General features: G+C 64.4%; 21 protein-coding genes. 10 read left to right on the top strand and 11 right to left on the bottom strand.

The features are described 5' to 3' along the window. Window positions 1-42: 42 nt before the first annotated feature. Window positions 43-1,059, bottom strand: coding sequence for a LacI family DNA-binding transcriptional regulator (locus tag OCL88_RS17445; RefSeq protein ID WP_264963330.1), 1,017 nt, complete (start codon window positions 1,057-1,059; stop codon window positions 43-45). 127 nt (window positions 1,060-1,186) lie between these two features. Here OCL88_RS17445 and OCL88_RS17440 point away from each other — a divergent pair, with 127 nt between their 5' ends. The 6 genes from OCL88_RS17440 (at window position 1,187) to OCL88_RS17415 (ending at window position 7,804) form a co-directional block, all read left to right on the top strand. Next, on the top strand, window positions 1,187-1,549 hold the full coding sequence (locus OCL88_RS17440) for an L-rhamnose mutarotase (RefSeq protein ID WP_264963329.1): 363 nt from the start codon (window positions 1,187-1,189) through the stop codon (window positions 1,547-1,549). After that, complete coding sequence (rhaI, locus tag OCL88_RS17435; RefSeq protein ID WP_264963328.1) at window positions 1,546-2,712, top strand: L-rhamnose isomerase; 1,167 nt, start codon at window positions 1,546-1,548, stop codon at window positions 2,710-2,712. Before OCL88_RS17440 ends, rhaI begins: the two co-directional genes overlap by 4 nt. 6 nt (window positions 2,713-2,718) lie before the next feature. Beyond that, on the top strand, window positions 2,719-4,752 hold the full coding sequence (locus tag OCL88_RS17430; RefSeq protein ID WP_264963327.1) for a bifunctional aldolase/short-chain dehydrogenase: 2,034 nt from the start codon (window positions 2,719-2,721) through the stop codon (window positions 4,750-4,752). After that, complete coding sequence (locus OCL88_RS17425; RefSeq protein ID WP_264963326.1) at window positions 4,749-6,233, top strand: rhamnulokinase; 1,485 nt, start codon at window positions 4,749-4,751, stop codon at window positions 6,231-6,233. Before OCL88_RS17430 ends, OCL88_RS17425 begins: the two co-directional genes overlap by 4 nt. Before the next feature lie 26 nt (window positions 6,234-6,259). Then, a complete protein-coding gene (gene panD, locus OCL88_RS17420; protein WP_170828595.1) occupies window positions 6,260-6,691 on the top strand; it encodes an aspartate 1-decarboxylase in 432 nt (143 codons plus the stop codon). 186 nt (window positions 6,692-6,877) lie between these two features. Continuing rightward, complete coding sequence (locus OCL88_RS17415) at window positions 6,878-7,804, top strand: AEC family transporter (protein WP_264963325.1); 927 nt, start codon at window positions 6,878-6,880, stop codon at window positions 7,802-7,804. Between the two features lie 69 nt (window positions 7,805-7,873). On the opposite strand, the gene OCL88_RS17410 is transcribed toward OCL88_RS17415, so the two are convergent. Both OCL88_RS17410 and OCL88_RS17405 read right to left on the bottom strand, forming a co-directional pair. After that, on the bottom strand, window positions 7,874-10,510 hold the full coding sequence (locus OCL88_RS17410; RefSeq protein WP_264963324.1) for a trehalase-like domain-containing protein: 2,637 nt from the start codon (window positions 10,508-10,510) through the stop codon (window positions 7,874-7,876). A 90-nt stretch (window positions 10,511-10,600) separates the two neighbouring features. Then, entirely contained in the window at window positions 10,601-11,590 is a 990-nt protein-coding gene (locus tag OCL88_RS17405) for an LLM class flavin-dependent oxidoreductase (RefSeq protein WP_021474167.1), read from the bottom strand. 266 nt (window positions 11,591-11,856) lie between these two features. On the opposite strand from OCL88_RS17405, the gene OCL88_RS17400 reads away from it, so the two are divergent. Both OCL88_RS17400 and OCL88_RS17395 read left to right on the top strand, forming a co-directional pair. Further along, complete coding sequence (locus OCL88_RS17400; protein ID WP_264963323.1) at window positions 11,857-12,843, top strand: ABC transporter substrate-binding protein; 987 nt, start codon at window positions 11,857-11,859, stop codon at window positions 12,841-12,843. Window positions 12,844-12,925: 82 nt separating this feature from the next. Further along, window positions 12,926-13,648: a VIT family protein gene (locus OCL88_RS17395; RefSeq protein ID WP_264963322.1), complete on the top strand. Its 723-nt coding sequence runs from the start codon at window positions 12,926-12,928 to the stop codon at window positions 13,646-13,648. Window positions 13,649-13,669: 21 nt separating this feature from the next. Here the strand turns inward: OCL88_RS17395 and OCL88_RS17390 are convergent, their stop codons facing one another. From OCL88_RS17390 to OCL88_RS17360, 7 genes are all read right to left on the bottom strand, one after another. Further along, window positions 13,670-14,878: an MFS transporter gene (locus OCL88_RS17390; RefSeq protein ID WP_264963333.1), complete on the bottom strand. Its 1,209-nt coding sequence runs from the start codon at window positions 14,876-14,878 to the stop codon at window positions 13,670-13,672. Between the two features lie 197 nt (window positions 14,879-15,075). Then, a complete protein-coding gene (locus OCL88_RS17385; protein ID WP_264963321.1) occupies window positions 15,076-16,476 on the bottom strand; it encodes an MBL fold metallo-hydrolase in 1,401 nt (466 codons plus the stop codon). 187 nt (window positions 16,477-16,663) lie between these two features. Next, window positions 16,664-17,026: a thioredoxin gene (trxA, locus tag OCL88_RS17380; protein ID WP_264963320.1), complete on the bottom strand. Its 363-nt coding sequence runs from the start codon at window positions 17,024-17,026 to the stop codon at window positions 16,664-16,666. Between the two features lie 68 nt (window positions 17,027-17,094). Beyond that, window positions 17,095-17,391, bottom strand: coding sequence for a rhodanese-like domain-containing protein (locus OCL88_RS17375; protein WP_264963319.1), 297 nt, complete (start codon window positions 17,389-17,391; stop codon window positions 17,095-17,097). 55 nt (window positions 17,392-17,446) lie between these two features. Then, the gene (locus tag OCL88_RS17370; RefSeq protein ID WP_264963318.1) at window positions 17,447-17,803 is read right to left on the bottom strand and encodes a rhodanese-like domain-containing protein; all 357 of its coding nucleotides are present in this window, start codon (window positions 17,801-17,803) and stop codon (window positions 17,447-17,449) included. Window positions 17,804-17,829: 26 nt separating this feature from the next. After that, window positions 17,830-18,729: a sulfite exporter TauE/SafE family protein gene (locus OCL88_RS17365; protein ID WP_264963317.1), complete on the bottom strand. Its 900-nt coding sequence runs from the start codon at window positions 18,727-18,729 to the stop codon at window positions 17,830-17,832. Further along, the gene (locus OCL88_RS17360; RefSeq protein ID WP_264963316.1) at window positions 18,729-19,349 is read right to left on the bottom strand and encodes a rhodanese-like domain-containing protein; all 621 of its coding nucleotides are present in this window, start codon (window positions 19,347-19,349) and stop codon (window positions 18,729-18,731) included. The genes OCL88_RS17365 and OCL88_RS17360 overlap by 1 nt, the downstream gene beginning before the upstream one ends. Before the next feature lie 128 nt (window positions 19,350-19,477). Here OCL88_RS17360 and OCL88_RS17355 point away from each other — a divergent pair, with 128 nt between their 5' ends. Continuing rightward, window positions 19,478-19,735, top strand: coding sequence for a metal-sensitive transcriptional regulator (locus OCL88_RS17355; RefSeq protein WP_264963315.1), 258 nt, complete (start codon window positions 19,478-19,480; stop codon window positions 19,733-19,735). A 47-nt stretch (window positions 19,736-19,782) separates the two neighbouring features. Then, the gene (locus OCL88_RS17350; RefSeq protein ID WP_264963314.1) at window positions 19,783-20,199 is read left to right on the top strand and encodes a DUF302 domain-containing protein; all 417 of its coding nucleotides are present in this window, start codon (window positions 19,783-19,785) and stop codon (window positions 20,197-20,199) included. An 11-nt stretch (window positions 20,200-20,210) separates the two neighbouring features. On the opposite strand, the gene OCL88_RS17345 is transcribed toward OCL88_RS17350, so the two are convergent. After that, window positions 20,211-21,140 carry a threonine/serine dehydratase gene (locus OCL88_RS17345; RefSeq protein ID WP_264963313.1) on the bottom strand — a complete coding sequence of 310 codons (930 nt, stop codon included), beginning with the start codon at window positions 21,138-21,140 and terminating at the stop codon, window positions 20,211-20,213. Window positions 21,141-21,258 lie beyond the last annotated feature (118 nt).

Below are 21,258 nucleotides of genomic sequence, written 5' to 3'. Positions count from 1 at the left end.
GAACACTTTCTAACACCACGGTGCGGCAGCGCCGCCTGAGCGCTACTTGGGTGCGCCGGCGGTACTTTGGCGCACCACAAGTTCGGGCGTGAAGACGACGGCGCGGTGCTTGGTTCCGCCGCTCTCCTGCTCTTCGGCGAGAAGCTCGACGGCGGTCCGGCCCAGCGCCTCGGTGGGCTGCCGGATGGAGGACAAAGGCACGACGGCGGAGACGGCGAAGTCGATGTCGTCGTAACCGATCAAGGCGATGTCTTCGGGGATTCTCACCGTTCGCAGCATGGTCAGTGACTGCATGACGCCTAGGGCGAGGAGGTCGTTGGAGCAGAAGACGGCTTCGGGACGTTCCTCCGGCGAGCGCTCCACCAGGCTGTTGCCCACTTGGCGCCCGGCAAGGACGGTTTGGCCGGCAGAATCCAGTACTTCCATGGACGCATCGGATTCTTCGGCGACCGCACGCTGCGCGCCCTTGAGGCGGTGGGCCACCTGGCGGATGGACGGGGTACCAACAAAAGCCAGACGACGGCGGCCGATGTCCAGCAGGTGCCGGGCGGCCAGGTAGCCGCCTTCCTCATCGTCGACGGAGACGGAGCTGCAGCGATCGCTGTCGGCGAGTTGATCCACCAGCACCGTGGGCACGCCGCGTTCCCGCAAGGTATCGATCCGGGCCGTGACGTCCCCTACGGGCGAGATCAGGAGTCCTTGGACGCGCTGCTCCTGGAAAAGATCCATGTAATGGGCTTCGCGGGCAGCGTCCTGGCCGCTGTCCCCCACCAGGACCACGCTTCCGAGTGCAGTGGCCGCGTCTTCGGCGGACCGGGCCACCGAGGAGAAGAAGGGGTTGCCGACATCGAGGACCACCAGGCCGATGGTTCGGCTCTGGCCGGCGCGCAACTGGCGTGCAGCGTCATTGCGCACGAATCCGAGCTCGGCAATGGATTTGAGAACCCGCTCCTTGGTCCGCTGCGAGACCCGGTCCGGGTAATTCAGCACGTTGGACACGGTGCCCACGGCAACCTTGGCGTGGATGGCAACATCTTTGATGCTGGCTGTTTGGGACATGCTTTCCGGTCTCCCCCGTCGTCTTGTCCGGCTATATGAACGCCCTTGACACCCCCTTCCTTGCGAGGGTAATTTGAATCGTAACAAATGAAACGATTCAAAACCGAGTAACCCCGGAGAACCGCAGATGAGGGTATGTTTCCGCTCTTCAGTTCAGCTCGAACTGATGGATGAGTACAGGCGCCGGCACGCAGCAGTCTGGCCGGAGATGCTTCGCGCTTTGAAGGACGCCGGATGGAACAACTACTCACTGTTCCTTGCTCCGGACGGGCAGCTCATCGGCTACCTGGAATGCGAGGACTACGCGGACGCTCAGGCCCGCATGGCCCTCACCGAGGTCAACGCCCGTTGGCAAGCCGACATGGCAACCCTCTTCGCGAACAGCGACGTATTGCCGGATGAGGGATTCGAAATCCTCGGTGAAGTTTTCAACCTTGAAGACCAACTGGCTGCGGCCAGTCACAGCACCCAGCAGAAGGAAGAAGCATGAACACCACGGAATCGGCCCTGGGCCGCTTGGGAGAACTGGCCATCGAAGTGCCGTCCTGGGCCTACGGAAATTCGGGGACCCGGTTCAAGGTCTTCGGCACGCCGGGGACCCCGCGCACGGTCCAGGAAAAGATCGCGGACGCGGCGAAGGTTCACGAACTGACGGGCCTGGCGCCCACTGTTGCGCTGCACATCCCGTGGGACAAGGTGGACGATTACTCCGCTCTGCGTTCGTATGCAGAGGACCTGGGGATTGGCTTGGGCACCATCAACTCCAACACGTTCCAGGATGACGAGTACAAGTTCGGCTCCCTGACCTCCTCCAATGAGGCCGTACGCCGCAGGGCCATCGAGCACCACTTGGAGTGCATCCGGATCATGCACGCCACCGGGTCAAAGGATCTGAAGATCTGGCTGGCCGATGGCACCAACTACCCCGGCCAGGACGACATCCGCGGCCGCCAGGACCGGCTCGCCGAGTCACTCCAGGAAATCTACGCCGCCCTGGGCGATGAGCAGCGCCTTGTCCTGGAGTACAAGTTCTTCGAGCCGGCTTTCTACCACACCGATGTTCCGGACTGGGGTACTTCGTACGCGCAGACCCTGGCCCTGGGTGAGAAAGCGTTCGTGTGCCTGGACACCGGCCACCACGCCCCGGGGACCAACATCGAGTTCATCGTGATGCAGCTCCTGCGCCTGGGCAAGCTGGGCTCGTTCGACTTCAACTCCCGCTTTTACGCCGACGACGATCTCATTGTGGGCGCGGCTGATCCGTTCCAGTTGTTCCGCATCATGCACGAGGTCATCCGTGGCGGCGGCTTCGGGAAGGATTCCGGTGTCGCGTTGATGCTGGACCAGTGCCACAACCTGGAAGAGAAGATCCCGGGCCAGATCCGCTCGGTGCTCAACGTGCAGGAAATGACTGCCCGCGCCCTGCTGGTGGACACCGCAGCCCTGAACGAGGCGCAGCGTGCCGGGGATGTCCTGGCAGCCAACAGCATCTTCAACGATGCCTTCTACACCGACGTTCGCCCGACCCTTGCCGAGTGGCGTGAATCCCGCGGCCTGCCCGCCGACCCGATCGCTGCCTACAAGGCCAGCGGCTACCAGAAGAAGATCAACGAGGACCGCGCAGGCGGCCAGCAAGCCGGATGGGGCGCATAAGTAGCCATGAACAAGACTGTTGAAGACCTGATCATCCGTTCCAACCGCCTCGGCGCGGACAAGCGGAACACCAACTTCGCCGGCGGCAACACCTCGGCCAAGGGTTTCGAGAAGGACCCCGTGACCGGCCAGGACGTCGAGCTCCTCTGGGTTAAGGGCTCCGGCGGCGACCTGGGCACCCTGAAGGCCGAAAACCTCGCAGTACTCCGGCTCGACCGGCTCCAGGCGCTCAAGTCCGTTTACCCCGGCGTCGAGCGTGAAGACGAGATGGTGGCCGCGTTCGATTACTGCCTGCACGGCAAGGGCGGCGCAGCCCCGTCGATCGATACCGCCATGCACGGCCTGGTGGACGCAGCCCACGTTGACCACCTGCACCCGGACTCGGGCATCGCGATCGCCACCGCCGTGGACGGCGAAGCCCTGACCTCCAAGATCTTCGGCGACAAAGTTGTCTGGGTTCCGTGGCGTCGCCCCGGATTCCAGCTCGGTTTGGACATTGCCGCGATCAAGGAAGCCAACCCGCAGGCGGTCGGCACCATCCTGGGCGGCCACGGCATCACCGCCTGGGGTGCCACCAGCGAAGAAGCAGAGCAGAACTCGCTGTGGATCATCGACCAGGCTGAGAAGTACATCGCAGAGAACGGCAAAGCCGAGCCCTTCGGCCCTGCCCTCCCCGGCTACGGCGCCCTGCAGGAGAAGGAGCGCCGCGCCAAGGCGGCGGCCCTGGCCCCGGTGATCCGCGGCCTGGCCTCCACCGACAAACCGCAGCTGGGGCACTTCAGTGATGACGCCGTCGTGCTTGACTTCCTCGCCTCCACCGAGCACCCGCGCCTCGGCGCCCTCGGCACGTCCTGCCCGGACCACTTCCTCCGCACCAAGGTCAAGCCCCTCATCCTGGACCTGGCCGCGGACGCGTCCATCGAAGAGTCCGTGGCCCGCCTGAAGGAACTGCACGCCGAATACCGTGAGGATTACCAGGCGTACTACGACCGGCACGCCGACGCTGATTCACCTGCGTTGCGCGGCGCTGACCCGGCGATCGTACTCATCCCCGGGGTGGGCATGTTCTCCTACGGCAAGGACAAGCAGACCGCCCGCGTGGCCGGCGAGTTCTACATCAACGCCATCAACGTCATGCGCGGCGCCGAAGCGATCTCCACCTACGCCCCGATCGAGGAATCCGAGAAGTTCCGCATCGAGTACTGGGCGCTGGAAGAAGCCAAGCTCGCCCGGATGCCCAAGCCCAAGTCCCACGCCACCCGCATCGCATTGGTCACCGGTGCCGCGTCCGGCATCGGCAAGGCGATCGCCACCCGTTTGGCGTCCGACGGCGCGTGCGTAGTGATTGCCGACCTGAACCTTGAGAACGCCCAAGCCGTCGCCGAGGAACTGGGCGGTCCCGACGTCGCCATCGGCGTCCAGGCCGACGTCACCAACGAAGCCCAGATCACGGCCGCAATCCAGGAGGCTGTGCTGGCCTTCGGTGGCCTGGACCTGGTGGTCAACAACGCCGGCCTGTCCATTTCCAAGCCACTGCTCGAAACCACCGAAAAGGACTGGGACCTGCAGCACAATGTCATGGCCAAGGGCTCGTTCCTGGTCTCCAAGGCCGCTGCGAAGGTGATGATCGACCAGGGCCTGGGCGGGGACATCATCTACATCTCCTCCAAGAACTCCGTGTTCGCCGGACCCAACAACATCGCCTACTCCGCCACCAAGGCAGACCAAGCCCACCAAGTGCGCTTGCTCGCTGCAGAACTGGGTGACCACGGCATCCGCGTCAACGGCATCAACCCCGACGGCGTGGTCCGCGGCTCCGGCATCTTCGCCGGCGGTTGGGGCGCCAAACGCGCAGCGGTCTACGGCGTGGACGAGGAAAAGCTGGGCGAGTACTACGCCCAGCGCACCCTCCTCAAGCGCGAAGTCCTCCCCGAACACGTGGCCAACGCCGCCGCCGTGCTCACCAGCAACGAACTCTCCCACACCACCGGCCTGCACATCCCCGTGGACGCCGGCGTCGCAGCAGCGTTCCTCCGATGAGCACTGCATATGGCGATATCGACGGCGGGCGGCCCACCTCCGGTGTGTTTGCCGCCGTCGATATCGGTGCGTCCTCCGGCCGCGTCATGCTGGGCCGCGTCTGCCCCTCCACAGGCGCGACGCTGGAGACCGTGCACCGTTTCCCCAACGGAGTGGTGGAGCTCGACGGCGGACTCCGCTGGGACTTCGACGCCCTCTTCGCGGAGGTACTTGCAGGCCTCCGCACGGCCGCGACCGTGGCAGCAGGAAACGGTGAGCGGATTCAAAGCATCGGCATCGACACCTGGGCTGTGGACTACGGGCTGGTGGACGCTTCCGGGAAACTGATCGCCCCACCGTACAGCTACCGGGACGAGCGAAGCCGTTCTGCCGTGGCGCGCGTGCACGCGCTCATCCCACCGGAGCAGCTGTACGCCACCACTGGCCTCCAGTTCCTGCAGTTCAACACCATCTACCAGCTCGCCACCGAGCAGGACCTCGACGGTGTGCAGGCACTGCTCATCCCGGACCTGATCGCTTTCATGCTGACCGGGCAGCGTCGGACCGAGGCAACGAATGCCTCCACCACAGGGATGTTTGATGCGGTGACGGAGGAATGGGCCACGGAATTCCTGGACGTACTGGGGCTTCCGCGGAACATCTTCCCGCCACTGATCCAGCCGGGCGAATCCTACGGACCCCTGTGGCCGGACATCGCCTCACAACTGGGCCTGCCCTCCGGTACTCCCGTGGTGGCCGTGGGCTCGCACGACACCGCCTCGGCTGTTGCCGCAGTCCCTGTAGAGCAGGAAGAGTTCGCCTATATCTCCTCCGGAACCTGGTCCCTGGTGGGCCTGGAACTGAAGCACCCCGTGCGCTCCGAAGAAAGCCGAGCCGCGAACTTCACCAACGAACGCGGAGTCGACGGCACCATCAGATACCTGCGAAACGTGGGCGGGCTCTGGCTACTGAGCGAGTGCCAGCGCACCTGGGCAGCCCAGGGATTCACCCAATCACTCCCCGCACTGCTGGACGCGGCTGCCGCCCTGCCTCCCGGCGGACCGCAGATCAATGCCGAAGACCCCGCTTTCACCGCACCGGACAACATGCCCGAACGCATCCGCTCAGCCGTGCGGCACAACGGTGACGTGCTCCCCGACCGTCCGGCCGCCGTCGTGCGTTGCATCATGGACAGCCTCGCCGAAGGTTACGCCCGCACCCTCAAAGACGCCGAACGCCTGACCGGCCGTACCGCCGGCGTGGTGCACGTGGTGGGTGGCGGATCGCAAAACAGGCTGCTCTGCCAGCTGACCGCAAATGCCACGGGCAAGCCGGTGATCGCCGGGCCGGTTGAGGCCACGGCCTTGGGCAACGTGCTGGTCCAAGCCCGCGCCGCAGACGTGGTGACCGGCGGGTTGACGGAATTGCGGGCGCTTGTTGCGTCGGGGACGGAACTGGTGAGGTACGAGCCCGGAACGTCTCCTACGTCACAGCGGCCATGAAGCCCCCGCGCTAAACTGAACGCATTATGATCCGCACAATGTTCAAGTCCAAGATTCACCGTGCCACGGTGACCCACGCCGATCTCCACTACGTCGGTTCGGTCACCGTCGATCTGGACCTTCTGGACGCCGCCGACATTCTTCCCGGCGAACTAGTGTCCATCGTGGACATCACCAACGGTGCCCGCCTGGAGACGTACACCATCGCCGGCGAGCGCGGATCAGGGGTCATCGGCATCAACGGTGCCGCAGCCCATCAGGTCCATGTGGGCGACCTCGTCATCCTCATCACTTATGCGGAGATGACTACTGAAGAAGCCAGGTCCTACGAGCCCAAGGTGGTTCACGTGGGGAAGGAAAACCAGATCCTGCAGCTCGGCAACGATCCCGCCGAGGCCCACACACCCGGACTGATGCGGCCCCCGCATGCCTTGAACAACGCGGCTCACCTTAGCTGAACCAGCCACAGACCAAACCTCGACGGCGGCACTCACCCTGAGTGCCGCCGTCGGCGTCTGCGCGCGTGAGTATGCCCTCGAGTGCGTGCGTCCGGATAACGGACCTCAGCACTGAAAACGTTTACCCGTGAATAAATCTGATTAGGCTGAAGGCGTGATCCACATTTACCCAGCCTGTCCCCTGCCATGATCGGAGTCTTGTCCGGGTTCTTCGTGGTGTGGGCCATCATCCTGGTGGGAATGTTCGTGGGGCGCCGAAACATCCTCGGTGACAACGCGAGATCTGTGCTCAGTTCGCTGACGTTCTTCGTCGCCAGCCCTGCCTTGCTGTTCGAAACGTTGAGCAAAGCCAAGCTTCACGAGGTCTTCGCCGCGCCGCTGCTGGTGACGGCAGTGGGAGCGACCATCACTGGGCTCTTGTTTTTCCTGATTGCGAAGTTCTGGCTGAAGCGCAGCCTTCCTGAATCGCTCATGTCCTCCATGAGTTCGTCTTTGGCCAACTCGGCCAACCTTGGCATTCCCATTGCCGTGTTTGTCCTGGGAGACGCCAGCTATGTGGCCCCGTTGCTCATCTTCCAACTGGCGTTTTTCACGCCCATGTATTTGATGGCGTTGGATGCGAGCACCAGCAACCATCGCACCACTCCCCTGAGGTTCGTCCTGATGATCGTCAGGAATCCGATGATCGTGGGATCCGCATTGGGCCTTGTGGTGGCTGGTACCGGCTTTCAAGTCCCCCAACTGGTTCTCGAGCCGATCCACTTGATTGGCGGGGCGGCGATTCCGGCCATGTTGATGGCTTTCGGTATGAGCCTGAACGGTTCCAAGCCGCTGCAAAAGTCCGGGGGCCGGCGCTTGGATACCCTGTTGGCCAGTGCGTTCAAGCTGCTGGTGCATCCCCTGATCGCGTATGTGTTTGCCCGCTTCGCCTTGAACATGGACGGGCACGCGCTGTTCGCGGTGGTGGTGACCTCTGCCCTGCCGACAGCACAGAACGTGTTCGTTGCCGCCAACCGATACCAGGCCGGCATCACCGTAGCGAAGGACACCGTCCTGCTCACAACCATCGTGGCTGTCCCCGCGATGATCGCAGTGGCGTTGTTGCTCGCCTAGTCCCCCAACTGGATCGCAGTTGTGCGCGTTTAGCGGCGTGTAAACGCGCACAACTGCGACCTGGATGGGCTACTCGACGTCCGCCGTCGCCAAATTGAGTTCCAGGAGTTGGGCGCAGCGGATAAATCCCAGATGCGAGTAGGCCTGGGGATGGTTGCCAAGGTGGGTCTCCGTGCCGGGATCGTATTCCTCCGGCAACAATCCCGTTGGACCGAACAAGGCGACCAGGCGGTTGAAGAGCTCCAAGGCATCGTCCAGGCGGCCCACTGCGAGGTAGGCCTCGATCAACCACGTGGTACAGATGTGGAAGCCACCCTCCAAGCCCGGCAGGCCGTCGTCGTACCTGTACCGGAAGACTGTGGGCCCCACGCGCAGTTCCCGTTCCACTGCGGTGACCGTATCCAGGAAGCGCTGGTCGCGGACATCCAGCAGTCCGGACAATCCAATGTGCAGCACTGCGGCGTCCAGGTCGGGGCTGTCATAGGCCACCGTATAGGACGCAACGGAAGAATCCCACCCTTCCCGCAGGACTTCATCACGGATGGTCTCAGCGGTGCCCGCCCAATCGGCATGCGGCATCCGACCATGCAAACCAGCCGTGCGAACAGCACGATCCAGGGTGACCCAACACATGACCTTGCTATATACATGGTGCCGGGGCGGTTTGCGGGCCTCCCAGATTCCATGGTCCGGCTCGTGCCACCGCGCGATGACGGCGTGGGCCATCTGCTCCATGAGGAACCAGTGGTCATCCGGCAGGAAACCCCGCCGTTCCGCCAGGTCATGGATCAGTTCCGCAATGGGACCGAACACGTCCAACTGAACCTGGTGGTCAGCCGCGTTGCCGATCCTGACCGGGCGCGAACCGGCATACCCCGGCAGGCTGTCCACGATTGCTTCGGTGGAAAGCGGAGCTCCAGTCACTGAGTACAACGGGTGCAGCCACTCGGGGCCGGGGGCATTCTCAAGGATCCGCCCCAGCCAGCCAAGGAACCCCACAGCTTCCTCTGTAGACCCGAGGCCCACCAACGCATTCACGGTCATCGAGGCATCACGGAGCCAGCAGTAGCGGTAGTCCCAGTTCCGCGTACCGCCGATCCCCTCCGGAAGCGACGTGGTGGGCGCGGCAAGGACAGCCCCGGTGGGCTGGTGGACCAGGGACTTCAGAACGAGCGCCGAGCGTCTTACCAGTGAAGTCTTAATGGCCGGCAACCGGAGCGATTTGACCCACTCCCTGGAGGACTGCCCGACGGCGGCGCGCCTGGCCGGTTCTCCGTCCGGATCCGGAGGGGCGGATTCTGTATCACCGCAGCGCAAATTGAGCACAACCGGCCCGGACCCCAGATATACCTCCGCGGTGGCAGTTGCGTGCCGGCTGTCACTGGTGATGGTGAACTCAACGCCCGGCGCGGACAGGATGATGGGATCCGAGGTGCCCACAACGTGGATCTCATCGCCGCGGATCTCCATGTTGAAGGGAGCGCTGGCGTAGTCCGGGCGGGGGGCGAAGACCACCCTGGCCGTGCCGTTTCCGGACAGGACCCTGACCAGGCTGGTGATGCCGTCCGGTGCCGGTTCGAGGTAGTCGGTCACGGTGACATCGGCCCAGCGGGTCTCCACGATCATGGTGTTGTCCACGTAGCGCTGCGCGAGGACCGCTGAGGGTTTCACGGGCTCGATGCTGAAGTGACCTGCCGGCTCGCCACCGAGGATGTGTGCGAACAAGGACCCGGAATCGGGCAGCGGGTGACTCATCCAGCAGACCTTCGCGTCCGGGGTGAGCAGCGCCGTGGAGGTGCCGTTCCCAATCATCGAGTGCCGCTCCAAACCAACGGCGTCCTCACCAAAGAGCCACGACCGCCGCAGTTCGAACAACAAAGCCAGCACCCTCGCGAAGGCTTCGGGGTCCGGAATGGTGTGTGCCGCCGTCGTATCTCCCGGCCCGACGTGCAGGCCAAGGTCCGGTCCGCGCAGCGTGGCGAGCGCCCGTTCGTCGCTCTCGGCGTCCCCGGCGTAGAGAGCGGCTGTGACGCCCAAACGGGATCGGAGCTGTTCAAGTGCCTTGCCCTTGGCAGGTTCTTCCACCGTGAGGTCCAGGACGGTGCCGTCGACGATGAAGTAGAGGCCGTACTGGATGGCAATGTGCTGCGCCTTGTACGTCACGCGTTCCACCACATCCTGCGTAGCGGGGCGGGTGCGGACCGCCACTCCTACCGGTTTGCGGACTATGCTGACGCCCTTCTCGAAGCCAACGGCCTCACTCAACGCCGTAGCCACCTCATGCAGCAGGTTTTCGGTGGCGAGGGATTGCCCGTAGGCGAATCCCATGTCGAATTCGACTCCATGGGACCCCACCAAATGCACCTCCGCCGGCAACCGGGAAACGGCGGCCAGGTCCCGCAATGACCGCCCGGAGATGATGCCTGCATGCGTGTTGGGAAGCGCCGCCAGCGCACGCAGTGCCACGGCCGCGCTGTCCAAGGGCAACGTCTCATTGGAAACGCCTTCGGCCTCACACAGCGTGCCGCCGTAATTGCAGGCCACCAAAAGGCCCGGAACCCTGGACAGGACTTTGAGGTCAGCCATCAACTCCGGGGTGATCCCTTGGTCCTCCTGGGGACGGACAAAGGAACGGAGTAAACCAAGCGGCAACGAGTTCATCAAGAGCGCCGAATCGGCAACTGACTGGTTCAACGGCGTCGGCATGGCGGTTCCTTCCGGAGTGGATAGGAATAGTTTCCGCCCGAAGGGTTTCCCTCGTATAGCTCTGTAATTGCGTATGTGTAAAAGGAGGTCCTAGGCCGGGACCAGACCCGCCACCTCGGCCACCAACTCGACCGACCGCAGCCGCTCCTGAGTCCCTACGCTCTGGTGCGCAACGATCAGTTCATCCGCATCCGCATGCTTGGCGAATTCGTCCAGGTATTCCCGCACAACGTCGGGGGTTCCCACGGCGGAGAACTTCATCATCTGGGCGATGTGCTGCCCCTGCGGGGAGTCAAGGACCATATCCGCCTCGTCGTCCGTGAACTCGCGTCCGCCGCCAAAAAACAGCGCCACCCTGGCACGCTTCACGGCGAGGTGGATTGCCTGGGCTTCTGCGTTGGTGTCAGCCGCTGTCACGTTGACGCCGGCAATGACGTAGGGCTCGGACAGTTGCTCGGAGGGCTTGAAGTCGCGGCGGTAGATAGCCACTGCGTCGCGCAGGGCGGCGGGCGCAAAGTGTGAAGCGAACGCGTACGGCAGTCCCAGCCGGGCAGCCAGCTGCGCACCGAAAAGCGAGGAGCCCAGAATGTACAGCGGCACGTTGGTTCCCTTGCCCGGAGTCGCCTCCACGCCTTGGATCCGGGTAGGACCCGTGAGGTAACCCTGAAGTTCCAGGACGTCCTGCGGGAACGAGTCGGCAGACATGTGATCGCGCCGCAAAGCACGCATGGTGTTTTGGTCGCTGCCCGGAGCACGGCCCAGGCCGAGGTCGATGCGGCCCGGGTGGAGTGTTTCCAGCGTCCCGAATTGTTCGGCGATGGTCAGCGGCGAATGGTTGGGCAGCATGATGCCGCCTGCCCCCAACCGAATGCTGTTGGTGTGCGCTGCCACGTGGGCGATCAGCACGCTGGTGGCGGATGAGGCGATGGCGGACATGTTGTGGTGTTCGGCGTACCAAACCCGGCGATATCCCAGCTCTTCCGCCTTCTGCGCCATGGCCACACTTCCCGCGAGGCTTTCCGCCACTGTCTGGCCCTTCCCGATGGTTGCCAGGTCGAGGATGGAAAGAGGAACAGTCACAGGGGTACCGGCCTTTCGGAGTGGTTCGCGTCGGCCCGTTGGCGGGCACTTAAGCGACAACGACGGCGTTGCCCGCCTTATTTCTGTGAGTTACTTCGCGGTTCTCCAAAGCGTCCAAAATCCCCCGCTTTGTGACCGGGCGGGACGCGTGATTACCGGCTGTGACCCCCTGTATCTCCGCGTTTCATAGCGCTTTGACCGCTCTTTGCGCCCTACCGGATAGTGGCAGCGACAAGTACGCATCGAACTTCACCCAAGGGGTACTCATGGCACGATTCACAACCAAGACCGGCGTCACCGTGGCGCTGGCCGTCACTGCTCTCTTGGGCCTCGCGGCCTGCTCGGATCCCGGCGCGACGGCGGCAACCGGCCCGGGCTCGACCAGCAGTTCCGCGAGCGCGGCGTCCAAGCAATTCAACCTCTCACCGGAACAGGACCGGATCAAGGTTGAGGTGGATTCCGCGGCGGCGGCACAGGTTCCCGATGCCATTAAGGCTGACGGCAAGCTCACGGTGGTGACTACCGGCGGAACCCCTCCCCTGAGTCTTTTCGCCTCCGACAACAAGACCCTCATCGGAAGCGAGGTGGATATCGCGTACGCCGTGGGCGGGACCTTGGGCCTTGAGGTGGAAGTCCTGCCGGTGGCGTGGGCCGATTGGCCGCTCGGCGTTGAGTCGGGCAAGTACGAGGCCGTGCTTTCCAACGTGACAGTCACCGAGGCCCGCAAGGAAAAGTTTGACTTCGCCACCTACCGCAATGACCTCCTGGGGTTCTATGCCAAGAGCGATTCGGACATCTCCCAGGTCAGGGAAGCCAAGGACGTAGCCGGAAAACGCATCATCGTGGGTTCCGGTACCAACCAGGAAGCCATCTTGGTCCGCTGGGACGAGGAGAACAAGAAGAACGGCCTGAAGCCCGTTGATTTCCAGTACTACGACGACGACTCCGCCTCCCAGCTTGCACTCCAGTCCGGCCGTGCGGACCTCACGTTCGGCCCCAACGCCTCAGCGGCCTACAAGGCGGCGCAGGACGGCAGGACCAAGCAGGTGGGAACGGTTGAAGGTGGCTGGCCCCTGAAAGCGGAGATCGCTTTCACCACCAAGAAAGGCAATGGCTTGGCCGTCGCTGCCCGGACTGCCCTGAACAAGCTGATCAAGGACGGCAACTACGGCAAGATCCTCGACCGCTGGGGCCTTTCCTCCGAAGCCATCCCGGCGTCGGAACTGAACCCGGCAGGCTTGCCCAAGAAGTAGCAGGGCATGGTGGTTCCGGGCCCTGTGAAGGGTATGCAAACCTGCGTAGCCGCGGACGGCAGCCGATGTTTTACTGTTCACTATGACTGAGTTGCTGAAGCAGCACCCCAACGAACCGCACAACGACAGCATCGCGGCACGCTTGAACTGGCTGCGCGCGGGTGTCCTTGGAGCCAACGACGGCATCGTGTCCGTGGCCGCCACGGTTGTGGGCGTTGCGGGTGTTACCAACGATGTCACCCCCATCCTGGTGGCCGGCACAGCCGCCGTCGTGGGCGGGGCAGTATCCATGGCCCTTGGCGAGTACGTCTCCGTCAGCAGCCAAAGCGACAGCCAACGGGCCTTGATTGAGAAGGAACGGAAGGAACTCCGCGACGATCCCGAAGGCGAGCTGGAGGAGCTTGCCTCCATCTACCAGGCCAAGGGCCTCAGCGAAGCCACCGCTCGGACGGTGGCCCGCGAACTTACCGAGCATGATGCCTTGGGCGCCCACCTGGAGGCTGAACTGAAGATCGATGAGGCTGAGGTGGCCAATGCCTGGCATGCGGCCTTCGCCTCGGCAATCGCCTTCACCATTGGCGCGGTGCTGCCGCTGCTGGCCATCCTCCTCCTGCCGGCCGAGGTCCGGATCCCGTTGACGTTCGTGGCCGTGGTGGTGGCTTTGGCCATCACCGGCACGGTCAGTGCCAGGATCGGTGGCAGCTCGAAGCGGAAGGCCACGTTGCGCCTGGTCATTGGCGGCGCCCTTGCCATGGCCTTCACCTACGCTGTTGGCCTGCTGCTGGGCACCACGGGGATAGCCTGACCCCGCCTCAGGGACCCGTCTCTAGGACGTCGACGCTTCCCGCAGATGGTCATTGCTGCGCATCCGCAGTGCCACCACAGCGCCGGAGGCCGCGGTGATCACCGCAACGACGGCGACCGCTGCGGGGATGCCGTAAAGGTCCGCGAGCACTCCTGACAGGAGGGCACCAACGGCGAACCCGCCGTCGCGCCACAACCGGTACACCCCTACGGAGCGCGCCCGCCAGATGGGGTGGGCAACGTCGCCGATGGCGGCCAACAGTGTTGGGTACACCAATGCCGTACCGAGGCCCAAAATAATGGCTGCGGCAAGCCAGGGTCCGAAGTCGTGGGCGAAGGCGAAGATTCCCAAGGCCACGGACTGAACCAACATGCCGGCCGTAATGAACCATTTACGGCCCCCGCGGTCTGAAGCCGCGCCGGTGACCAGTTGTGCCAAACCCCAGGCGGCCGGGTAAGCGGCGGCCAGGATGCCAATTTGCCCAAGGTTCAGCCCGGCGCCGGCAAACAGGACGGGGAAGAGACCCCAGGCCAAGCCGTCGTTGAGGTTGTTCACCAGTCCGGCCTGGCTGGCTGCGGACAGGGAGCGGTCCTTGAAACTGGTCAGGGTAAACACCTGCCCGGTGGTCAGGCTGGCGTGAGCCCCGGATTGAGTAGCGACGTGACGGGCAGCTTCCGTTTTTGCGTGGTGGTGGGTTTCCTTCACGGCGAGCACTGTCAGGCCCAGGCCCAGGGCGATGAAGGCGGCCCCGAGCAGGAAAGGGGCGGGCCGAAGGCCATAGGCGGTGGCCAGATAGCCTGTGGCGAGTGCAGTGCCGGCCACGCCAAGGTAGCCTGCGGCCTCGTTGAAGCCCATGGCCAGTCCACGCTGTTTGGAGCCCACGAGGTCCATTTTCATGATGACGGCGGTGGACCAGGTAAGCCCTTGGCTGATTCCCAGCAGAACGTTGGCCGCTACGATCCAGGACCAGGACGGGCCGGCAATGAGAATGATCGGCACGGGGACCGCCACCAGCCAGCCGGCGACGAGGACGGGTTTGCGGCCGTACCTGTCAGAGAGCGTGCCGGCGAAGTAGTTCGTTACGGCCTTGGACAGGCCAAAGGCCAGGATGTAGGTCAGCGCGCCGGTGTACTGGTCCAGGTGGAATTCCTGTGCGGCGAGAAGGGGCAGCACGGTGCGTTCCTGGCCCAAGGTCCCGCCGACGAGGGCGTTGACGGCCACCAGCAACATGAACTGCGGCAAGTTCTCCCGTAAGCCCAGTACGGCTCGTGGAGAGGGCGCGTCGTTCTTCAATACGTCGCGGGTCACTGCGGGGATGCTCCAAATCTGGTGCGCGGGCAAGAAGGTGCCCGGGCACGCTTGGGGGAAGCGTACCCAGGCAGGGCCCGGACAGGAGGGGGGACCTGCCCGGGCGGTCTTGGGGGTGGTTAGACGGCGGGGACGCTGTTCTTCCAGGAGTTCCAGGCTGCGTAGCTGCCGTCGAGTTCGACGACGTCGTACCCGGCACGGCGCAGCGCGCTGGCGGCGACGGAGTTCCGGACGCCGGACTGGCAGTAACTGACGATCGTGCCGTTGGCGGGCAGTTCGTCCAGGTGCCACATGACGCGGCCGCCGCTGAGCTGGTACGAGCCCGGGACGTGCCCGGCGGCGTACTCAGTCTTGTTGCGGACGTCCAGGACCATGGCAGCGTCGAAACCTTCGAGTTCCTCAGGCTGGATCAGCTTCGGGGTGGTGGTGGGCAGCCCGTCAATGCTGGTGAGGTAGCCCGCCACGTTGTCGATGCCCACGCGTACCAAGTGGTCCCACAGGTCCATCGCCTGCTTCTGGTCTGCGGCAAGGAGTACCAGCGGATTCTTGTCAGTTTCCGGGTTCACCACCCAGGCACCGTAGCTGGCCACGGACTTGCCGGCAGGGACATTCAGGGATCGGGCCACGGTTCCCTCGTGGACTTCGCCGTTGGAACGGGTGTCGATGAAGGTCAAGGTGTCCTCGGCCAGTCCTGCGGCGACGGTCCCGGTGGAGAGTTCCGGCAGTGGGGTGCGTTCACCCATGACCACAGGGCCTTCACGGTTTTCGCGCTTCATGCGGCCGAAGTAGGCGTGTGCGTCGGGTTGGCCGTCGAGGAGTTCGTCGATGAAGCCCTGCTCGTCGTCGGCTGCCAGGTAGGGACCCCACCAGGCGTAGAGCCGTTCGTAACCAACCGTGGAGGACGGGATGGCCCCGAGTGCTTTGCCGCAGGCGCTTCCGGCGCCGTGCGCGGGGTGGACCTGAACGTAGTCCGGCAGCGTCAGGAACTTATCGCGCAGGCTGGCGAAGAGCTGCTTGGCGCCCTCGAAGCGGGTGTCAACGCCGCCGGCTGCTTCATCCAGCAGGTCCGGCCGGCCCAGGTCTCCGGAGAAGACGAAGTCACCGGAGAGCAGGTAACCGGGTTGGTCGCTGAACGCGCCGTCGGTGACCAGGAAGGACAGGTGCTCCGGGGTGTGCCCGGGGGTGTGCACGGCCTTGATGCTGATGTTGCCCAGGGTGATGGTGTCCCCGTCGTAGAGCCGTTCGCCGTCGAACTGGTACTGCCAGTCCGGGCCGCCTTCGCCGGAAACATAGATCTTTGCTCCGGTGGCGGCAGCCAGCTCGCGGGTGCCGGAGAGGTAATCGGCGTGGATGTGGGTCTCGGTGACTGCCACGATCTTCATGCCGTTCTTCGCGGCCAGATTCTGGTAAACGGCGATGTCGCGGCGACCGTCCACCACGATCGCTTCACCTTTGGCCTGGCAACCGATCAGGTAGCTGGCCTGGGCGAGGTCTTCGTCGTAAATACGCTCGATAAGCATGGGGTGCTCTCCTTCAAATGAAAAGGGGATATGGGGGCCTGCATTCAGTATAGATACCCCCGGGGGTATCTAGCAACCGGGCTGCAGCCTGGGTTTTTCCTGCAGGAGGGCCCTGGCGCCAGGCGCAGGAGGCCTGGCGCTTCGTTGGGTTTGGCTGGTGCCGGCGGCCGGTTTTCCGGAGCCTGGATCAGGCGTGCTGACGGCCGGCTTCGGCGCGGGCTTTGTCCATGTCCAGGTTCTTCACGGCCTGGATGACTTCTTCGAGTCCTGTGGCGTTGAGGGCACCGGGCTGGGAGAAGACGAGGGTCTTGTCCTTGAAGGCCATCAGGGTAGGTATGGACGTGATGTTTGCTGCGGCAGCGAGGGCCTGTTCGGCTTCTGTGTCTACTTTGGCGAAGGTGATGTCCGGATGGCGTTCGGCGGCGGCGCCGTAGGTGGGGGCGAACATGCGGCACGGGCCGCACCAGGCTGCCCAAAAGTCAACGAAGACAATCTCGCTGCTCTCCAGGGTCTGGGCAAATGTGTGTTGGGTGATGTCAATGGTGGCCATGGCCTGGTGTCCTTTCGGGAGGTTTTGGTTGCGCCCGGTTGGCTGGTGCCGCTGCCGGGTCAGGGGTTTTAGGTGATGGGGAGTCCGGCGCGGGTCCAGGCGCTCATGCCGCCTGCCATGGTGTCGGCTGTGTAACCGGCGCCGTTGAGGGCATCGGCGACGGCGGCGCTGCGGTTGCCGCTGCGGCAAACGGCGATCACGGGGACGGCAGGGTCAAGCTCGCCCAAGCGGGCCTGCAACTGCCCCATGGGAATGTGCAGGGCGCCGGGGATCATGCCCTCGGCGACTTCGAAGTCCTCGCGGACGTCGAGGATCCGGGCACTGGCGCGGCGCTGCTCGGCTTCGGTGATGGTGATTTCAGCCATGATGGTTCTCCTTTGAAGTGGTTGGCGACTGGCGGTTTGGGGGGGGTGTATCTGCCTAGCGGACGGGTTCGCCGGCTTGGCGCCAGGCGGCCATCCCGCCGCGCACCGAGTAGGCGTGGTAGCCCTGGGCTGCGAGGAGCCGGGCGGCGGAGGCGGAGCGCACTCCGGAGGCGCAGACTGCAATCACGGGCTTGTTCTTGTTGATGCCGGACTTATTGGTTCCGGCAAGGCCGGCCTGCAGCCGGTCCAGGGGGACGTGTTTGGCCTGCGGCGCACGACCGGTCCGCCACTCCCGGGCGGAACGGACGTCGATCAGCGTGGCTCCAGAGCCCAGGAGTTCCTTGGCCTGGGCCACGGAAATGGTTTGGTAGGGCTTGCTGAAGGCCTTCTTGAGGGAATCGAAAAGTCCCATGCCAATTCCTTTCTGTGGTGCCCGGGTCAGACGGGCGACGGGACATCGGCACTGCGGCGGCCGCGGTTCCGGAGCGGACAGGAGCTCACGAAGAACCAACAGATGCCTGCGGTTACCGCGGTGAGCCCCGCGACACCGGCGGCGATGGGCCACTGCAGTCCGGCGGGGGCCTGCTGGATCAGGACGAAGGTACCCATGGCCAGGACGAACCACCCGAAAGCCTTGCGCAGGGCCGTCTCCGGGATGCGCCCGGCGAGTTTGGCGCCGATCAATGAGCCCACGATGGCCGCGGCGGTCACCCCGAGGGTGATGCCCCAGTCCAGCTGGACGGTAGTGAGGTAGCCCGCGAGGCCTGCAAAGGACTTCATGGCAATGACCACCAGGGACGTTCCCACGGCCACCGCCATCGGCAGGCCACCCAGCAGCGCCAGCGCCGGCACCACGAGGAAACCGCCGCCCGCGCCGACCAGGCCGGTCACGAGACCGACGACGGCGCCGTCAAGCAGCACCCTGCCAAGGGGCAACTCGTGCTTGACAGGCGCCGCTCCGCCGTCATTCTTTTTCTTCCGCCCGCGCAGCATGGCCAGCGAGGTGGCCACCATCATGATGGCGAAGGCGATGAGCAGTATCTGGCCGGGGATGTGACCGCCGAGGAGGCCGCCAACAAACGCACCTGCCATGCCGGCGGCACCGAAGATCAGCCCGGTCCGCCACATCACCCTGCCCTTGCGGGCGTGGCTGATCACGCTGACCACCGAAGTAACGCCGACGACGAACAGGGAAGCCGCGATGGCTTCCTTGGCCTCGAATCCCGCCACGTAGACCAGGATTGGCACGGTCAGGATCGACCCGCCACCGCCCAGGACTCCCAGTGAGAGCCCGATGACCACCGACAGGGCCAGGACCAGGAGCAGGGTGAGGCTCATCAGGCTGCGGCTTCCGTGCTCTTGCTGCCGGCGGAGGGCAGGGCCAGGATGGCGCTTTCGCGGGTGGGCTCCTTGGCGGCCTTGTTCCACGGCATCGCCGAGATGGCCTTGCCCATGGCGCAGGTGTTGGTCGCAGCAGAGAAGGTCAGCCCGGTGCCGATAACGCCCGCGAGCGTCCGGATCTTGGGAGAAATGAACTTACCGCCGGCCAGGCCCAGCACTACCAGGGAACCCGCCACCAGGCGCACTTGGCGTTCAAGGTCCCAGCGGCCCTTGCCCTTGACCACGTCGCCGCCGGCGGCGGCGTACCCCGGAGCCCCGCCCGTGAGGACGTACGCGGTGTCAATCCCGGACTTGGCAAGGCGCTGGCGGGCCTGCTCGGCGCGGACGCCGGACTGGCAGACCAGGACCACCCGGGAGCCAAGCCGGGCGGCGAGCTCGTCGCTGTGCTCGGACAGCAGCGACAGAGGCACGTTGTAGGAGCCGCGGATGTGCATGGACTCAAATTCGGCAGCGGAGCGGACGTCGATGACCACGAGGTCCTGATGCTCCTTGATCCAGGACTGCAGCGTCTCAGGAGCAAGGGCGGTAACAGCGGATGCCGTGGAAGGGGAAGTCATGAATGGCCTCTCGATTCGAGTGAACAGGTGAATACCCCACCGAGTATTACAGATACCCCCAGGGGTAGTCAAAACACCCTAGGGGGTATACGCTTGATTCAAGAATCCGTCTCTTTTTGGGAGTACCAATGGAACTAAATCCCACCGAACTGACCCCCGTCATCAACCGCCTCAAGCGCGCCCAAGGCCAGCTCACGGCCGTCACCCGGATGCTCGAAGAAGGCCGGGACTGCAAGGACGTCGTCACCCAGTTGGCGGCCGTATCGAAAGCGCTGGACCGCGCCGGATTTGCCATCATCGCCACCGGATTGGAGCAGTGCATCGTCCAAAAGGACGCAAGCATGGACACCAAGGACCTGGAGAAGCTCTTCCTCTCCCTGGCCTGAACCCTTCCTGCCGACAATCCCCTGCCCGGCCCTACATAAGGAGAACCATGACGTACACCCTCGCCGCGACCATCGCCCTTCCCTGGACTGATGTTGTCGAGAAAACCCGGGATGCCCTGGCTGGGCAGGGCTTCGGAATCCTGACCGAAATCGACGTCCGCGCCACCTTCGAGCAGAAGCTCGGAGCTGAGGCCGCCGACGCCGTCGGGGACTATGTCATTCTCGGCGCCTGCAACCCCGCCCTGGCCAGCCGCGCCCTCGCCGCAGAGCCTCAGATGGGGGCGCTGCTCCCGTGCAACGTCGTGGTGCGCCGCGCCAAGGATGCAAACACGACCACGGTCGAGGCCATCGACCCGCAAACCATGGCCCAACTCAGCGACGCCCCATCGGTCAGAGAAGTAGCTGACGACGCCGGCACCCGCCTCCGTCAAGCACTTGCGGACCTCAGCGAAGCGGCCAACTAAGAGAGTCCAGGCTAGAAATGCGCCGGATCCGTGTTCGCTCCGCACAGCACGACGGCGACCTTCTCACCAGCGCCCGGGGCATAAGCCCCGGTAAGCAGGGCCGCGTACGCAGCCGCTGCCCCATGCTCAACGATGATTCGATGCCCTTCCCATAGCCTGCGGCGGGCCTCGATGATGGACTGGTCCGTGACCAGCACGCTCTGCACGCCCGTCCTGCGGGCAACCCCGAAGCCGATCTCCCCCAGCCGGCGGGCACCCAGGGAATCGACCGCAATGCCTGAAACCTCCACATCCACGGGCTCGCCGTGTGCCAATGCGCTGTGGAGTGTGGGGACTGTTTCCGGTTCAACTCCAACAACCCGGGCCCGCCCCTCGGTAGCGGCCGCTATGCCGCCCATCAACCCGCCGCCGCCGACAGCGACGAGGATGGTGTCGACGTCGGGCAGTTGCTCCATCATTTCAAGGCCCACACCACCGGCGCCCGCCACAATCTCCGGCTGGTCATAGGCATGGCAGTAAACGGCGCCGCTTTCTGCAGCGAAGGCGACCGCCGCAGCATAAGCCTCGGCATATTCGGATCCGCCTTGAACCACCCTTGCTCCGATTGCGTACAGCTTGTGGACCTTGTTGGCGGGAGCGGACTCCGGGACGAACACCGTGGCGGGAACACCCAACTTCGCAGCGGCGTAGGCATTTGCCAGGCCCGCGTTGCCGCCGGAGGCCACAACCACCCCGACCTCGGGGTTGAGTTCCCCGTTCTCCCGGGCAGTGAGCAGCCTGTTGAAAGCACCACGGGCCTTGAACGAACCCGTGTGCTGCATGTATTCACACTTGAACCACAGCGGGTACGTCCCTTCATTGCCGCTCGCCGCCATCGGGGTGTGGCGGACCCAAGCGGCCGTCCGGGTATAAGCTTCCTCAACCTGTTCGCGAGTGACCATCCGACTGCCCCTTTCGTTGGGTTTCATCCTACGATCGGGATCGCGGGCATCACGGGTGCGGCCCTCCAGTTATCCATCAGTCCAAGCAATATTCGGCGGAGTCCCCGCCCGAAGGTAA

This window comes from Paenarthrobacter sp. PAE-2 (assembly GCF_026013155.1).
Taxonomy (GTDB): Bacteria; Actinomycetota; Actinomycetes; order Actinomycetales; family Micrococcaceae; genus Arthrobacter; species Arthrobacter ureafaciens.
The sequence above is the reverse complement of the archived record's forward strand: the minus strand, read 5'-3'. Positions and strand labels throughout refer to the sequence as shown.

Coding starts and splice junctions, on each gene's coding strand:
- OCL88_RS17415 (WP_264963325.1), top strand. CDS start 6,878: ATGATCGGAGTCTTGTCCGGGTTCTTCGTGGTGTGGGCCATCATCCTG.
- OCL88_RS17395 (WP_264963322.1), top strand. CDS start 12,926: ATGACTGAGTTGCTGAAGCAGCACCCCAACGAACCGCACAACGACAGC.
- OCL88_RS17385 (WP_264963321.1), bottom strand. CDS start 16,476: ATGCTTATCGAGCGTATTTACGACGAAGACCTCGCCCAGGCCAGCTAC.
- rhaI (WP_264963328.1), top strand. CDS start 1,546: ATGAACACCACGGAATCGGCCCTGGGCCGCTTGGGAGAACTGGCCATC.
- OCL88_RS17445 (WP_264963330.1), bottom strand. CDS start 1,059: ATGTCCCAAACAGCCAGCATCAAAGATGTTGCCATCCACGCCAAGGTT.
- panD (WP_170828595.1), top strand. CDS start 6,260: ATGATCCGCACAATGTTCAAGTCCAAGATTCACCGTGCCACGGTGACC.
- OCL88_RS17410 (WP_264963324.1), bottom strand. CDS start 10,510: ATGCCGACGCCGTTGAACCAGTCAGTTGCCGATTCGGCGCTCTTGATG.
- OCL88_RS17425 (WP_264963326.1), top strand. CDS start 4,749: ATGAGCACTGCATATGGCGATATCGACGGCGGGCGGCCCACCTCCGGT.
- OCL88_RS17365 (WP_264963317.1), bottom strand. CDS start 18,729: ATGAGCCTCACCCTGCTCCTGGTCCTGGCCCTGTCGGTGGTCATCGGG.
- OCL88_RS17375 (WP_264963319.1), bottom strand. CDS start 17,391: ATGGCTGAAATCACCATCACCGAAGCCGAGCAGCGCCGCGCCAGTGCC.
- OCL88_RS17355 (WP_264963315.1), top strand. CDS start 19,478: ATGGAACTAAATCCCACCGAACTGACCCCCGTCATCAACCGCCTCAAG.
- trxA (WP_264963320.1), bottom strand. CDS start 17,026: ATGGCCACCATTGACATCACCCAACACACATTTGCCCAGACCCTGGAG.
- OCL88_RS17350 (WP_264963314.1), top strand. CDS start 19,783: ATGACGTACACCCTCGCCGCGACCATCGCCCTTCCCTGGACTGATGTT.
- OCL88_RS17400 (WP_264963323.1), top strand. CDS start 11,857: ATGGCACGATTCACAACCAAGACCGGCGTCACCGTGGCGCTGGCCGTC.
- OCL88_RS17440 (WP_264963329.1), top strand. CDS start 1,187: ATGAGGGTATGTTTCCGCTCTTCAGTTCAGCTCGAACTGATGGATGAG.
- OCL88_RS17360 (WP_264963316.1), bottom strand. CDS start 19,349: ATGACTTCCCCTTCCACGGCATCCGCTGTTACCGCCCTTGCTCCTGAG.
- OCL88_RS17370 (WP_264963318.1), bottom strand. CDS start 17,803: ATGGGACTTTTCGATTCCCTCAAGAAGGCCTTCAGCAAGCCCTACCAA.
- OCL88_RS17345 (WP_264963313.1), bottom strand. CDS start 21,140: ATGGTCACTCGCGAACAGGTTGAGGAAGCTTATACCCGGACGGCCGCT.
- OCL88_RS17390 (WP_264963333.1), bottom strand. CDS start 14,878: ATGTTGCTGGTGGCCGTCAACGCCCTCGTCGGCGGGACCTTGGGCCAG.
- OCL88_RS17430 (WP_264963327.1), top strand. CDS start 2,719: ATGAACAAGACTGTTGAAGACCTGATCATCCGTTCCAACCGCCTCGGC.